The sequence below is a fragment of the Camelimonas sp. FR25 genome, from assembly GCF_059740505.1.
In genome coordinates this window covers 1-15,371 of the sequence record NZ_JCAWFG010000030.1, presented here as the reverse complement: position 1 = coordinate 15,371, position 15,371 = coordinate 1, and the positions used below count along the sequence as shown (strand labels likewise).

The following is a 15,371-nucleotide window of genomic DNA, read 5'->3' as shown; positions in this document are numbered from 1 at the left end:
GCAAGATCCCTGCGTGAGTGAGAGCGCGCATCGCAGACAGTGCGCGCCTGCACATCAATCTGGACGTTGCAGGCGGGGCGCACGATCGAGCACGTATTAGCCGCCGCTGGGTTTGTCCGTCTGAATGCGGCCGATGAAGCGTTCCACCGTGGGCAAAATATTGCGGACCATCACCGCGACGCCCTCCGGATTGGGATGCATCCCGTCAGGCAGCAACAGGTTGCGCTCGCCCGCCACTCCCTCAAGGAAGAACGGATAAAGCTCGAGGTCATGCCGTTGTGCAAGCTCGGCGTACATCGCCTTGAAATCCGCGGCATAACGCCCGCCCAGATTGGGCGCCGCCTGCATGCCCGCCAGCATGACCGGGATCTGCCTTGTCTTGAGCCGCGAGATAATGTCGTCCAGCGCCTTGCGTGGAATGGCGATATCGATGCCGCGCAGCATGTCATTGGCGCCAAGCTCCACAATGACCCCCGACGCGCTCTCCGGCACGGACCAGTCGAGACGCTCCTGACCGCCAGTCGTGGTGTCGCCGGAGACGCCTGCGTTAATCACGTTGACGGCGTGTCCACGCTGGCGCAGCTCGCGCTCAAGCACGGCCGGAAACGCCTTGTCGCCTGCGATGTTATAGCCGGCGCTCAGGCTGTCGCCGAGCACCACAAGCGTGAGCTCTTTCGCCTTTTGCTGCGCCTCGGCAGAAGTCGTCCCAGCCTGCGACGCACTGGCGGTCGGAAGGGGCGCCCCCGGCCCGGTGGCAGGCTGTTGCGCGAGCGCCGGCGACCCTTGGGCAAAAAGCCCTACAGCCAGGGTGATGGCAGCGCCAACCATCGCCAGCCGCCGCATGCCGGAGGACTCAAGGCCGGTCATTTTGGAGAATTGGTCGTGGCGCGCAAAACTTGGCATTGGCTCACACTCCGGAAGGGCGCTTGGGCCCGTCGGTGAATAGCTGGCTCCACCCTGGCGATCGGCGTGGCGCACCCCATATCAGGCCGGGTGCGCCGGCAGCCGTCAGGCGACATCACCCAGCTGACAAACAGGATTGGACCACCCATGACGCAGCCCGCAGATCGCTTGTCCTCCAGTGATATGGCGGTGGAGCTGACCGATTTGCAACTCTCGCTCGGCGCTGGGGCCGCGAGGGTGCACATCATCAAGGGCGTGTCATTGTCAGTGAAACGAGGGGAAGTCATTGGACTTACAGGCCCATCAGGATCAGGCAAATCCACGCTCCTGATGATGTTGGCAGGTCTCGAGCGGCCCGATAGCGGGCGCGTGCTGGTTGCGGGCCAGGAGCTGACCCGCTTGTCGGAGGACGAACTTGCGCGGTTCCGGGGACGGAATGTCGGCATCGTCTTCCAGTCCTTCCATCTGGCCCCGACCATGACGGCGCTCGAGAATGTGGCCCTGCCGCTGGAGCTGGCCGGCGCCGCGGATGCCTTTACCCGCGCCCGCGCGGAACTGGCGGCTGTCGGGTTGGCGGATCGCGCTGACCACTACCCGGCGCAACTCTCGGGTGGCGAGCAGCAACGCGTTGCGGTCGCAAGGGCGATTGTCGCCAATCCTGCCTTGCTGGTCGCCGATGAACCAACCGGCAACCTGGATGAGAAGACCGGCGCGGAAATTGTCGAGCTGTTGTTCGCCCTGCGGAGGGAGCGTGGTTCGACACTGGTGATCGTCACGCACGACAATAGCCTCGCCGCCCGCTGTGACCGCGTCGTGCGCATCCGCTCAGGGCTGATCGACCATGATAGCGCCATGGGTCGCGCCTCCTTGGTAGACGCCTCCTTGGCAGGCGCCGCCACATGAGCAGTGAAGTCGCCGTGGCCAACGTGTCCCGATCCATATTGCCCCTGAACCTCCGGCTGGCGCTGCGCGAGTTGCGCGGTGGTCTTCGCGGTTTCGGGGTGTTTCTCGGCTGCATCATTCTGGGCGTGGCCGCTATCGCAGCCGTGTCCAGCGTCTCCCGCTCGCTCACTGAGGGACTTGCCCGCGAGGGGCGCGCCATTCTCGGCGGAGATCTCACGGTGACGTTCGTGCAGCGTGAGCCTGAACCTGCTGAGCGCGACTATCTGGCCCGGCTAGGGCGCGGGACAGATACCGCAAATCTTCGCGCCATGGCCCGGGTCGATGGCGCGGATGAGGCCGCAGCGATGGTTGAGCTGAAGGCTGTCACTACCAATTACCCGCTGGTCGGGACGTTAGAGATTGATCCTCCCGCGCCACTGGAAGAGGCCCTGGCCGAGAGGGGAGGCGTGCGCGGCGCCGTCGCAGAACAGGCGCTGTTCTCGCGGCTTGGTCGCAAGATCGGCGACCAGATCCTGATCGGCGACCAGCTGGTTGAGCTTCGTGGCCGCCTTGTGAACGAGCCGGACAAGCTCGGCGGCGGTTACGGCTTTGGGCCACGGCTGATGGTGAGCCAGGAGACGCTTCGTCAAAGCGGCTTGATCCAGCCTGGCAGCCTCGTGCGGTGGAGCCGCCAGGTGGTGTTGCCGGCTGGTGGGGACGATGCACAACTGGCGGCCACCCTGGCGCAGATCGACAAGGACTGGTCCAAAGCGGGCTGGCAGGTCCGCTCGCGCCAGGCGGCAGCGCCGGAATTCGAGCGCAACATCGAACGTTTCGCCCAGTTCCTGTCGCTGGTTGGATTGACCGCGCTTCTGGTGGGCGGCGTCGGCGTCGCCAACGCCACCCGCGGCTTCGTTGACCGCCAGCGGCGCAGTATCGCCATCATGAAGAGCCTTGGCGCCTCCGGTGACCGCATCGTCGCCATTTACCTGACGCAGGTCATGCTGGTGGCGTTGGTGGGCGTGGCGATAGGGCTGACCGTTGGCGCTCTGGCGCCGTTCCTCACTGTCTGGCTCGCGGCTGATCTGCTGCCCGTCCCATTGGCGCCCGCCCTTGCATGGCGCGAACTGGCGCTGGCAGCAGTTTACGGACTGCTAACAGCGTTCGTATTCGCCATCGGTCCCCTGGGACGCGCGCGCGATGTGCCGGTGTCCGCGCTGTTTCGCGATCTGGTCGCCGGCGACAGACGGCGACCGCGCTTTATGTACGTAGCGGCGACGCTAGCTGGCCTGATTGCTTTGGGCGCCATCGCCATTGGCTTTTCATTTGACCGCCGCATCGCCGTGTCGTTCCTGGCGGCTGCGGTGCTGACTTTCCTGATGTTGCGTGGCGTCGCCGCGCTGCTCATGGCGATTGCACGTCGCGCGCCACGACCGAAGAATGCCACTGCGCGACTGGCTCTGGCCAACGTCCACCGCGCCGGCGCCTTGACGCCTTCGCTCGTGCTATCGGTTGGGCTCGGCGTGACGCTTCTGGTGGCGCTGGCGCTGGTGCAAACCAATATCCGGGATCAGTTGGCCCGCTCCACGGCCGGGGCCGCGCCAGACTTCTTTTTCGTAGACATTCCTTCGGCCCGCTCCCAGGAGTTTGAGGGGCTGGTCAGCAGGCTGGCGCCAGGCGGCCACTTCGATCGCGTGCCCATGATGCGAGGGCGCATTGTCTCCGTAAACGGCGTGCCCGCAGAGCAATTGGATGTCCCCCAGGACATTGCCTGGGTACTTGATGGCGACCGGGGCGTCACTTTCTCCGAAAAACCGCCCGAGAACGCCAGGATCACCGCAGGCGACTGGTGGCCAGCGGATTATAGCGGGCCGCCTCTGGTATCGCTTGATCAGCGCATCGCCCGCGGTCTGGGGGTGGATGTGGGCGGCGAGCTTGTCGTCAATGTGCTTGGACGCGAAATGCGCGCAAAGGTCGCCAGCCTGCGCACCATTGAGTGGCGTTCGCTTGGCATCAATTTCGTCATGGTGTTCTCGCCCAACACCTTCCGGGGCGCCCCGCACACCTCTCTGGCGACCCTGCGTCTGTCGCCAGAGGCGCCCGAAGGCGACGCAGATCTTATCGTGAAGGAAACCGCGCGCCTGTTCCCGATGGCGTCGTCCTTGCGGGTGAAAGAGGCCATCAACGCGGTGGACGACATCGTTGGCAAGCTTTCGCTGGCGGTGGGAGGCGCCAGCCTGATCTCGCTCGCCGCCAGCGTGCTGGTGCTGGCTGGGGCGTTGGCCGCCGGACAGCGCGCGCGCCTCTACGATGCGCTCATCCTCAAGACCCTTGGGGCCACCCGGGCCAGATTGCTGTTGGCTTACACGCTTGAGTATGGCGGTCTTGCGCTGGCTGCCAGCGCTTTTGGCTATATTGCGGGCATCGCCGTCGGCTGGTTCATTGTGACTAAGCCCATGCGGCTCGAATTTGTCATGAGCTGGCCGGAGCCCCTCATCGCCATTGCCATCGCGGTGGTGTTCACAACAATCCTCGGCCTCCTTGGTACATGGCGCATTCTTGGCCAGTCGCCAGCCCGCCGCTTGCGGACTGTCTGAAGTCGGGTGAATCGCAGAGCGGGCTGTTGCTTCCGGAAACGCAGCGTGCGGACTTGTATTGTGCGTCAGAAACAACCATGTTTTGCTTCTGGCGCATATGCGGTCGCCTGGGCGGCCGGCGCCTGAAGAGAGGTTAGAGGGTCAGATGTCAAACTGGAACCGTGGCGCTCCTGAGCTGAACCAGGGGTATGCCCAGACCGGGACTGTAGAGCTCGATCAGGGCCTGCGGTCCTACATGCTTGGTGTTTACAACCACATGGTTGTGGGCCTCGCCATCACAGGCCTCGTCGCCATCGGCGTTTACATGCTGTCGGTCACGACCGATCAGGCCCAGGCTGTAGGCAAAGCCGGGTCGCTGATGCTGACCAGCATCGGTTACACGCTGTTTGTCAGCCCGCTGAAGTGGGTTGTGATTCTGGCGCCGCTGGCGTTCGTGTTCTTCCTGAGCGCCCGTATGGACCGCATGCGGGTATCTACGGCGCGCGGCCTGTTTTATGCCTTTGCGGCGTTGATGGGTCTGTCGCTGTCGTCGATCTTCCTCGTTTACACGCATTCGTCGATCGCCCGGGTGTTCTTCATCACTGCGGCGGCGTTCGGTGGCCTGAGCCTCTATGGCTACACCACCAAGCGCGACCTTTCGGCCATGGGCACGTTCCTGGTCATGGGCCTGATCGGCGTCGTCATCGCTTCGCTGGTCAACCTGTTCCTGCAGTCGAGCGCTTTCCAGCTGGCGATCTCGGTGGTTGGCGTGCTGGTGTTCTCCGGCCTGACGGCCTGGGATACGCAGCGGATCAAGGAGATGTATTACGAGGCTGACAGCTATGAATCAGCCGCCAAGAAGTCTATTCTCGGCGCGTTGATGCTGTACCTCGACTTCATCAACCTGTTTACCATGCTGCTGCAGCTGTTTGGCTCGCGCAACGACTGACACCCGCACATTGGTGCGTGCACAAGGCTCCGGAATTCCGGGGCCTTTTTGCCATCAATAACCTCCGCCCCATGTGGGGGCGGGGGTATTTTTCTGGCTGCTCGATGAAGGGCGGCGGCATTTGGTTGTAACGGCGACCACGCCGTCACGGGCCGGCTCCTACATGGCGCCTTCTCGGATTTGAATCTCGCGCGCTGCGGAATTCATGCGGCGCTGCAGGGAGTGGCATGGCCGTACGGACCTGCGTTGCGCGGATCGGTCGGCGCCGCGCACCATTGACGCCTCAGCGTTGCGATCCATCGCCCTTGTCCCGCACTAACGCGCAAGTTCGTGGCGGTCGCTCTCCCGGCAGGCAATTTCCCAGCTTGGGACGAAATGTGGGCGCGCGCCTGATCTGCTGTTGGCTGAGCCAATCCTGCGTCTGCGCCCAAATGAATGTCAGTCGGCCGCGCTAGCGTCCAGGGACCGCTCAACAACGCGCACGATGCCCTTCATCACCTCGTCGAGAGCATAGTCTTTGGGGGTGTAGACGGCTGAGACGCCGATATTCTTCAGCACCAGCTCATCTTCAGGCGGCACAATGCCGCCAACCACGACGGGGATGTGATCCAGCCCTTCGGCGCGGAGGCGGGCCATGACGTCGCGAACCAGAGGCACATGTGAGCCGGACAGGATCGACAGGCCTATCACGTGCGCCTTGCTCTGACGGGCCTGATTGACAATCTCCGTCGGGGTCTGGCGGATGCCGTTATAGGTGACGTCCATGCCGACGTCGCGCGCACGCAGCGCAACCTGTTCCGCGCCATTGGAATGGCCGTCGAGCCCCGGCTTGCCCACGACAATGCGTGGCGCAGAGCCGATGCGATCGGTCAGATCGGCGACCAGCAAACGCACTTCACGTTCGACCTCCGGCGACTTCGTTTCGATCGATACGCCGGTCGGCGCACGGAATTCGCCGAAGATATCGCGGAGGGTCTGGCCCCATTCGCCGGTGGTGACGCCGACGCGGGCGCAGGAGATGGACGGCTCCATGACGTTGCGGCCTTCCCTTGCGGCAGAGGCCAGATCCGCCAGCGCCGCGTCGACGGCCGCCTGATCACGCGCCGCGCGCCAGGCGCGAATCTTGCTCACCGCTTCCATTTCAACTGTCTCTGGCACGGTGAGGATGGCGCCTTCGCCTGCTGTGAGCGGTGATGGCTCGCTCTCTGTCCAGCGGTTGACGCCGACAACCACCAGCGAGCCATCCTCGATATTGGTAAGGCGACGTGCATTGGATTCGACCAGCGCCCGCTTCATGGCGCCATTCTCAACTGCGACAATTGCGCCGCCCATGGCGTCGATACGGGCCAGCTCGGCCCGCGCCGCATCCTTGAGCGCCTCAACCTTGCGGGTCACTTCGATAGAGCCGTCGAAGATGTCGCCATACTCGAGCAGGTCAGTCTCATAGGCCATGATCTGCTGCATACGGATCGACCATTGCTGGTCCCAGGCGCGCGGCAGACCCAGCGCCTCATTCCACGCCGGCAATTGCACGGCGCGGGCGCGGGCGTTCTTGGATAGCACCACCGCCAGCATTTCGATCAGGATGCGATAGACGTTGTTCTCTGGCTGCGGCTCGGTCAGGCCAAGGGAGTTGACCTGAACGCCGTAGCGGAAGAGCTTCTGGCGTGGGTCAGTTATGCCGTAGCGTTCGGTGCAGATCTCGTCCCACAGCTCAACGAACGCGCGCATCTTGCACATTTCGGTGATGAAGCGCAGGCCGGCGTTCACGAAAAACGAGATGCGCCCCACGACCTTGGCGAAACCAGCCTCATCGACCTCGTCGGAAGCCTTGACCGTATCGAGCACCGCGATGGCAGTTGCGAGCGCGTAGGACAGCTCCTGCACCGGCGTCGCGCCCGCTTCCTGCAAGTGATAGGAGCAGACGTTCATCGGGTTCCACTTGGGAACCTCGCGGGTGGTGAACAGCGCCACGTCCTTGATCAGCCGCATCGATGGCGCTGGCGGGAACACATAGGTGCCGCGTGACAGATATTCTTTGATAATGTCGTTCTGCGTCGTGCCTGTCAGCGACGACCTTGGTGCGCCCTGCTCATCTGCAACGGCGATGTACAACGCCAGTAGCCAGGCGGCGGTAGCGTTGATGGTCATCGAGGTGTTCATGGATTCCAGCGGAATGCCATCGAACAGGGCCCGCATGTCGCCAATGTGCGACACGGGCACGCCGACCTTGCCGACTTCGCCACGCGCCAACTCATGGTCCGGGTCGTACCCAGTCTGGGTCGGCAGGTCGAAGGCCACGGACAGGCCGGTCTGACCCTTGGCCAGATTGCTGCGGTAGAGCAGGTTGGATTCCACTGCGGTCGAGTGGCCGGCATAGGTGCGGAAAATCCACGGCTTGTCTCGTGTCGCCGTCCCATTGGCGTCTGCGCCTTGCGGGGAGGTCCTGTTCTGCGCGCTCATACGGCTACTCGTCTGGCTGGTTCGCGGAATTGGCCGGGGCCGATGGTCAGCGAACATGTGCAACGCTTCAGCGATGGCTTAGGCGAATGGTATCCCGGCAATCTAGTCCGAAGCTGACCAAACGTCTGCCATTGGCGACAGGGGGTCGCATCAAACTTTTGGCCAACTTCCGGGTCCATGGCCACAGGTCTATATCTCAGGCAATGCCGCTGGGCTTCAGCCGCCAGCGTATCCCGGGTCGTCGTCACGCCCGGCGCCTGTCAGATGCTCCGGCGTATGCCCCGGGGCCATTGAGTGGAATCGCCATCATGACCGCCGTTCAGAAACCCGCCAGCGCAGAACAGAAGAATCTGTATCGCATGGGCGAAGTTCCGCCACTTGGCCATGTGCCGGCCGAGATGACGGCGTGGGTCGTGCGCAAGGAGCGGCATGGCGCCCCTGACAAGGCCATGCTGCTTGAAAACGTCCCCACCTGGACGGTCGGCGAGGATGAGGTGCTGATCTATGTCATGGCCGCCGGCGTCAATTACAATGGCGTCTGGGCTGCGCTGGGTGAGCCGATCTCTGTCCTCGATGCGCACAAGCATCCGTTTCACATTGCTGGCTCAGATGCATCGGGCGTGGTGTGGGCGGTTGGCAGCAAGGTCAAGCGCTGGAAGGTCGGCGACGAGGTCGTGGTGCACTGCAACCAGGACGATGGCGATGACGAGGAATGCAACGGCGGCGACCCGATGTTCTCCTCCTCCCAGCGCATTTGGGGCTATGAGACCCCTGACGGCTCCTTCGCGCAGTTCTGCCGCGTGCAATCGCGGCAGTTGATGGAGAAGCCCAGGCACCTCACATGGGAAGAGGCCGCCTGTTACACGCTGACTCTCGCCACCGCCTATCGCATGCTGTTTGGCCACGCGCCGCATACCATCAAGCCAGGTGACAACGTGCTGGTGTGGGGCGCCTCCGGTGGTCTCGGCGTGTTCGGCGTGCAACTGTGCGCGGCCTCTGGCGCCAACGCCATCGGCGTGATCTCAGACGAGTCCAAGCGCGACTACGTCATGCAGTTGGGCGCCAAGGGCGTCATCAACCGCAAGGATTTCGACTGCTGGGGCCAGATGCCCAAGGTCAATTCGCCCGAGTACAACACCTGGACAAAGAACGCGCGCGTCTTTGGCAAGGCGATCTGGGACATCACTGGCAAGAAGGACGTCGATATCGTCTTCGAGCATCCTGGAGAGGCGACGTTCCCGGTGTCGGCCCTGGTGGCGAAGCGGGGCGGCATGGTGGTGTTTTGTGCTGGCACCTCAGGGTTTAACCTGACGTTTGACGCCCGCTATGTGTGGATGCGGCAGAAGCGAATCCAGGGCTCGCACTTCGCGCATCTGAAGCAGGCTTCGGCGGCCAATCAGTTCGTGGTGGATCGCCGCATTGACCCCTGCATGTCAGAGGTGTTCACCTGGAGCGACATTCCGGACGCTCACATGAAGATGTGGCAGAACCGTCATGCGCCAGGCAATATGTCGGTGCTGGTCAATTCTCCACGTCCAGGGCTGCGTAACCTTGACGACGTCATTGAGGCCAGCCGCGGCGCCTGATGGCAGGCTAATGCTGAATACATTCAGGCCGGCGGCGCATCCGCCGGCCTTTCTGTTTGATCCTGATGATTTATTCGCCCTCCGACTCTTCGATCAGGGCCGCGTTAATCTCTCCGCCCAGCAGGAAGATCGCGCCGAGCACGTAGAGGAACACCAGGGCGATCGCCACTGAAGCCAAACCAGCATAGGTGGTGACATAGCCTTTCTGCCCGAAATCAGCGATATAGGCGCCGAAAATGGCGCCGCCGACGAACCAGGCGAGAATCGTTAGCAATACGCCGGGGAGCACCTGGCGGAAGCTGCGTCGCCCAGCGGCGACCAGCAAATGCGCCGCAACCAGCACCACGAAAATAACGGCGCCTGCCACGCCATAGCGAATGATGCTGACCATGAAGCGCAGGGGCTGCAACTGCTCGCGCACCGCCGGGGCCCATGCCATCAGGGCGTTCCAGAGCACCGGCCACAACACCACCAGCACTGCGAAGATGATCAGCGCAGCCGCCGCGACCAGCACAAACATGATCGACTCAAGCCGTGTCCAGTACCAGGCGCGCCATTCATAGGCGCCATAAGCGCGGTTCAGTCCGACGCGCAGGGCCTCAATGCCATTGGAGGCAAAATAAACCGCAAACAGGGCGCCGATGGTCAGCGTGCCGCTGCGGGTCTCGGTCAGGACCGTGCGGATCTCCGAAGACAGAGGCGCCGCAATGTCAGCAGGCCAGATTTCGAACAGCAGGCTTGCCGCGCGATCGCCGAGGTCAGACGCCCCAATCATACTGGCCAGCGATGCGATGACGATCATGAAGGGGAACAGCGCCATCAGGATCGACATGGCGATGTGACTGGCGAGCGCCCAGCCATCATGCTCCAGAAATCTTGTGAGCGTCGTTGAGGCTATTCTGAACAGTGCAGTGATGGTCAGTTCTCCCTAAACGCACGAGCACGACGACTGAGGATTCTCCAGCAAGGCCAACTTCCTCCGGGCTGCCGCGATGCGCATGCATGCGGCGCAGGACCAGTGGGCTGTCTGGCTATGGGGTGATCCTAGCATGTCATGTAACGCCGCATGAGACGACAGCACGCGCCAGCGTTAATGGCGGCGCATAATGGTTCGGTCGCGGCGCCTGGATTCCCTCGACAAAGCCTAAAGCGTGTGTGCGTGCGGGACGGGTCTAACCGGCCGCTCATGCATGGGGCATATCCAGCTACGTCGATTGCAATTCATGACAAAACGTCCGACCACAGGCGTGGCGCCCGTCAGACAGCGCCCAGAGAGAATTCGTCGGGAAACGTCCGCTCCATGTCCCAAGCCGCCATCGCGTCGCGTGTCGCCGCCGCCGCTGTCGTCCTCATCCTGGCCAGTGGCTATATCGTCGCGCGCTATGTCGCGCCCCATGCCGAGCCGTTAACTTTTCTCACAGTTCGCTTCGCCGCCACCGCCGCCGTGATGGCGCTGATCGCCTGGCTGGCAGGGGCTGAGTGGCCCCGTACGCTTCGCGCGTGGGTTGATATCTGCATCGCTGGCATTCTGTTGCAGGCCATCATGCTTGCCACGGTGTTCTGGAGCGTGCGCGAAGGACTGCCAGCCGGTGTGTGTTCGCTGATTCTCGCCCTGCAACCACTCCTGACGGGGCTGTTGGCTGGCCCGATTCTCGGCGAGCAGGTAAGCGCCCGCGCCTGGGGCGGACTAACTATTGGCATGCTTGGTGCGGCGATGGTGTTAGCGCCGCGGATTGTCGGCGATGACGCCTTGCCGCCAGCGCCGGTGATCGCGGCTCTATGTGGCCTTGTCGCTATCGCTCTTGGCACCGTGTGGCAAAAGCGGACAGGGCAGGTGGGCGACCTCCGGGTCAGCGTCGCCATCCAGTTTCTTGCAGCCTTCGTCTTTACGGCTCCCTTTGCATTTCTGCTGGAAGACATGCGTTTCGACGCGTCCCAGGAGTTGTGGATTGCGCTTGCCTGGTCGGTGCTCGGCACGTCGGCGGCAGGCATCATGCTGATGCTCTGGCTGTTGCGGCGTATGCCTGTGTCGACCATGTCGGCGTTGTTTTACCTCATCCCGGTGGTGGCTGCGGCCATGACCTGGCTGGCGTTTGACGAGCGGTTGTCGCTGATCCAGATCGCTGGCATGGCGATCGCAGTGCTTGGGGTGTGGCTGACAAACCGTCCGCCGTCGCCGTCGCGCGCGGCGCAGATGCAGGTGTGAAGCGGATCTGCGATTGCCTGTGCGTGTGCGTCGTTTAATGTGCGCTCAACAACAGGCAGAAGGCTGGGGGCGCCCATTTGACGCCGCTTTGACTTTCGCCGAATTGTCACTTGCATGGCAGGCGCGCAATGTGCCGCCGTCCTCCGCCGTGGATCATTTGCCGATCTGACGACGTGGACGCGCCCTCAGGCAATTGTGCCATCAGACGGCGACGACTGATGGTGCAACAATCGCCCTGAACCGCGACGCCCTGGAGCGAGAGCCAGTCTGCCTTGAGCAGGTGGCGCTCTGAGGGCGCCGCCGCGATACGGAACGATGTTCCGCCTGTTCCTGTGCTGACTGATCGCGCATTTGCGAATGTGCGCGCCAAGAGGAAATAGCGTTATGAGCCAAGTGGCGACCGCCACCCTTCCCGCCGCGTCAGACACCATCGCTCTGGCCACCCGCGTCGCCGGCGATCTGGAAACCCTGCTCGCTGCCGCCACCAGCGCCGTGCGCGCGCGCGTTTCCGAGAATGGCAAGCCGTCTGGCGCCCTGATCGACGCCGAGCAGCACGCGGCCCATGGCCTGTCATGGCTCGCCACTTATGTCACCGGCGTACGTGAAGCGGCGGGCTGGGCGCAGCGCCTCACCGATGAAGGCCGCTTCGGCGAGGTTGAGCAACTTCTCCTGCTCATCGCTGCCGGCGAATACACCGCACAGGTTTTCGGCGGCATTCCAATCAGCCAGAACGAGATTGTGCGTCTCGCCGAGCTGGGGCTCGACGCCAGCCAGGTCGCCGGACTTCGTACCGCGGCGCTGGACGAGATGATCGCCACAGGCAATACCCCGGCGACCCGTCTGCGCCTTGTCACGCTGATGAAGGACATGGACGGCGGCTCCAGCATCGGCGCCACCGGTCTTGATGAAACGCTTGAGGCGATCCGCTCCGAGATGAAGCGCTTCGCCGATGCAGAGGTCGTGCCGCACGCCCATCAGTGGCATCTCAAGAATGAGTACATTCCGCTGGATGTCGTCGCCGGCATGGCCCAGCTTGGCGTGTTCGGCCTGACCATTCCGGAGGAATACGGCGGCATGGGCCTGTCCAAGGTCTCCATGTGCGTGGTGTCGGAAGAGCTGTCGCGCGCCTATATCGGCGTCGGCTCGCTCGGCACCCGCTCCGAGATCGCCGCTGAACTTATCCTGGGCGGCGGCACAGAGGAGCAGAAGCAGCACTGGTTGCCGAAGATTGCCTCTGGCGAGATTCTTCCGACGGCGGTGTTCACCGAGCCGAACACTGGCTCCGACCTTGCTTCGCTGCGCACCCGCGCCGTCAAGGAAGGCGAGGGCGACGCTGCAGTGTGGAAGGTCTATGGCAACAAGACCTGGATCACCCACCCGGTTCGCGCCGATGTGATGACCATGCTGGTTCGCACCAAGACCGATGTGCCCGGCTATCGTGGCCTGTCGATCCTGCTGGCCGAGAAGCCGCGCGGCGACGACGCCAACCCATTCCCCGTCGACGGCCTGACCGGCGGTGAAATTGAGGTGCTCGGCTATCGCGGCATGAAAGAGTACGAGCTGGCGTTTGACGGCTTTGAGGTGAAGGGCGCCAATCTGCTCGGCGGTGTGGAAGGCGAAGGCTTCCGCCAGCTGATGCAGACCTTTGAGGCGGCCCGCATCCAGACGGCGGCGCGCGCCGTCGGCGTGGCCCAGGCTGCCCTTGAGGTCGGCCTGCGCTATGCCCAGGAGCGCATCCAGTTCGCCAAACCCCTCATCAGCTTCCCGCGCGTCTCTGACAAGCTGGCGATGATGGCGGCTGAGCTGATGATCGCCCGCCAGCTGACCTATTTCGCAGGTCGCGCCAAGGACGAAGGCAAGCGTTGCGACCTTGAGGCCGGTATGGCCAAGCTGCTGGCTGCCCGCATCGCATGGTCGAACGCCGACAATGCGTTGCAGATCCACGGCGGTAACGGCTTCGCACTTGAGTACACGGTCAGCCGGCTGCTCTGCGATGCGCGCATTCTGTCCATCTTTGAGGGCGCGGCCGAAATCCAGGCCCAGGTCATCGCCCGTCGCCTGATCGAGGGCGGCAACTGATACCAGCACCCGATGGGTATGACACATCGGGTGCTGGTTCAGCCCGTGCGGCGCCTGAGCATTTCAGGATGCGGATGCGTCAGCATCTTCGCAACCTAATATGACACGACGGCTGGCGTCTTTGACAGCCTAGCCCTGCGTGAATGAAGGCTCGCCAATGGCGGGCCTTTTTCACGCTCATGCGATTGCTGCCTCGGCATGTCGTCCGCCCTTCGCGAAGAAATGGGCAATCTCGCCTTTCCTCACGCCTTCTTTGTGCGCCTGACCGCGAAGACGGCTCCCGCCATGTCGTTCGGCCTGACATCAAGGAGTTGGCGCGACAGAAAACTTGTCAGGGGAAGACCCCAGGCCTAAACCCGGCGTGATCAATTCTGAGAGGCGTCCATGGCATCGTTCAACCTCCTCCTGCTTCCTGGCGACGGCATCGGTCCGGAAGTGAACATTGAAGTCGAGAAGCTGGTGCGCTGGCTCGACAAGGCTGGCGTCGCCAGCTTCGAGATCGAAAAGGATCTCGTCGGCGGCTCGGCCTACGACGCACACGGCGTTGCGATCACCGAAGACGCGATGGCGCGCGCCCAGGCGGCTGACGCCGTACTGTTCGGCGCTGTCGGCGGCCCCAAGTGGGACAAGGTTCCTTATGAGGCGCGCCCCGAGGCGGGCCTGCTGCGCCTGCGCAAGGACCTTGACCTGTTCGCCAATCTGCGCCCGGCGATCTGCTATCCGGCGCTGGCCGAGGCCTCCTCGCTCAAGCGCGAGCTGGTGGAAGGTCTCGACATCATGATCGTGCGCGAGCTGACCGGCGGCGTCTATTTCGGCGAGCCGAAGGAGATCGTCACGCTGGAGAATGGTGAAAAGCGCGCCGTCGACACCCAGCTCTACACCACGCACGAAGTCGAGCGCATCGCTCGCGTCGCCTTCGATCTGGCGGCGAAGCGGAACAATCGCGTCGCCTCCGCCGAAAAGCGCAATGTCATGCGCACTGGCGTGCTGTGGCACGAGGTCGTCAGCCGGATTCACCGTGAGGAATTTTCCGGCGCGTCGCTCGAGCACGTTCTGGCGGATAATTGCGCCATGCAGCTGGTGCGCAATCCGAAGCAGTATGACGTGATCGTCACGGACAATCTGTTCGGTGACATTCTTTCTGACGTGGCCGCCATGTTGACGGGCTCGCTCGGCATGCTGCCGTCTGCGTCCCTCGGCGCGGAAGACCCCGTCACTGGCAAGCGCAAGGCGCTGTACGAGCCCGTGCATGGCTCAGCTCCGGACATTGCTGGACAGGGCCTCGCCAATCCAATCGCCATGATCGGTTCGCTCGGCATGGCCCTGCGCTATTCGTTCGGCCTGGGCGAGGCGGCGGACAAGCTGGATCTGGCGATCGCCAACGTGCTGGGCGCCGGGTTGCGCACGCGCGACATCGCCGGGCAGGGCACCAACGTCGTCTCCACCTCGGGCATGGGCGACGCGATCATCGCTGAGCTGGAGCGACTGGCCTGAACGCATGCGACAAGGCGGCGCCAGCGTCCGGATGCATGATCTGGCGTTTAGCGCGAAGCTGACGCCTTGCCCTGCGCTCCCTGTTCCGCGTGACGGTTGCGTCCGCTGGGCGCTGACGCAGATGTCGCGCCCTCGCGATTGTTGCTGAAGCGGAGCAGGTTGGGGGATATGGAGCAGAACGCAAAAAGCAGGGCCAGCGACGCTGGCCCTGCTTTTTTATGTCGTCCGGCGAT

At 63.3% G+C, this 15,371-nt stretch carries 10 protein-coding genes; 7 read left to right on the top strand and 3 right to left on the bottom strand.

The annotated features are described in order from the left end of the window. Positions 1-96: 96 nt before the first annotated feature. A complete protein-coding gene (locus AC6A67_RS03730; RefSeq protein WP_498035217.1) occupies positions 97-867 on the bottom strand; it encodes an arylesterase in 771 nt (256 codons plus the stop codon). Positions 868-1,050: 183 nt separating this feature from the next. Here AC6A67_RS03730 and AC6A67_RS03725 point away from each other — a divergent pair, with 183 nt between their 5' ends. The 3 genes from AC6A67_RS03725 to AC6A67_RS03715 all read left to right on the top strand — a co-directional run bounded on the left by AC6A67_RS03725 (position 1,051) and on the right by AC6A67_RS03715 (position 5,310). Continuing rightward, positions 1,051-1,806, top strand: coding sequence for an ABC transporter ATP-binding protein (locus AC6A67_RS03725; protein ID WP_498035216.1), 756 nt, complete (start codon positions 1,051-1,053; stop codon positions 1,804-1,806). Then, on the top strand, positions 1,803-4,382 hold the full coding sequence (locus tag AC6A67_RS03720; RefSeq protein ID WP_498035215.1) for an ABC transporter permease: 2,580 nt from the start codon (positions 1,803-1,805) through the stop codon (positions 4,380-4,382). Before AC6A67_RS03725 ends, AC6A67_RS03720 begins: the two co-directional genes overlap by 4 nt. A gap of 145 nt (positions 4,383-4,527) precedes the next feature. Continuing rightward, entirely contained in the window at positions 4,528-5,310 is a 783-nt protein-coding gene (locus AC6A67_RS03715; RefSeq protein WP_498035214.1) for a Bax inhibitor-1/YccA family protein, read from the top strand. Positions 5,311-5,748: 438 nt separating this feature from the next. On the opposite strand, the gene AC6A67_RS03710 is transcribed toward AC6A67_RS03715, so the two are convergent. Further along, a complete protein-coding gene (locus tag AC6A67_RS03710) occupies positions 5,749-7,773 on the bottom strand; it encodes a protein meaA (RefSeq protein ID WP_498035213.1) in 2,025 nt (674 codons plus the stop codon). Positions 7,774-8,081: 308 nt separating this feature from the next. On the opposite strand from AC6A67_RS03710, the gene ccrA reads away from it, so the two are divergent. Beyond that, positions 8,082-9,359 (top strand): crotonyl-CoA carboxylase/reductase, encoded by a 1,278-nt coding sequence (gene ccrA, locus AC6A67_RS03705; protein ID WP_498035212.1) that lies wholly within the window; start codon positions 8,082-8,084, stop codon positions 9,357-9,359. A gap of 70 nt (positions 9,360-9,429) precedes the next feature. On the opposite strand, the gene AC6A67_RS03700 is transcribed toward ccrA, so the two are convergent. Further along, positions 9,430-10,230: a YihY/virulence factor BrkB family protein gene (locus AC6A67_RS03700; protein ID WP_498035258.1), complete on the bottom strand. Its 801-nt coding sequence runs from the start codon at positions 10,228-10,230 to the stop codon at positions 9,430-9,432. A 222-nt stretch (positions 10,231-10,452) separates the two neighbouring features. On the opposite strand from AC6A67_RS03700, the gene AC6A67_RS03695 reads away from it, so the two are divergent. The 3 genes from AC6A67_RS03695 to leuB all read left to right on the top strand — a co-directional run bounded on the left by AC6A67_RS03695 (position 10,453) and on the right by leuB (position 15,138). After that, complete coding sequence (locus AC6A67_RS03695) at positions 10,453-11,565, top strand: DMT family transporter (protein WP_498035211.1); 1,113 nt, start codon at positions 10,453-10,455, stop codon at positions 11,563-11,565. A 384-nt stretch (positions 11,566-11,949) separates the two neighbouring features. Then, positions 11,950-13,644, top strand: a complete 1,695-nt coding sequence (locus AC6A67_RS03690) for an acyl-CoA dehydrogenase family protein (protein WP_498035210.1) — start codon at positions 11,950-11,952, stop codon at positions 13,642-13,644. Positions 13,645-14,028: 384 nt separating this feature from the next. Further along, on the top strand, positions 14,029-15,138 hold the full coding sequence (leuB, locus tag AC6A67_RS03685; protein ID WP_498035209.1) for a 3-isopropylmalate dehydrogenase: 1,110 nt from the start codon (positions 14,029-14,031) through the stop codon (positions 15,136-15,138). Positions 15,139-15,371 lie beyond the last annotated feature (233 nt).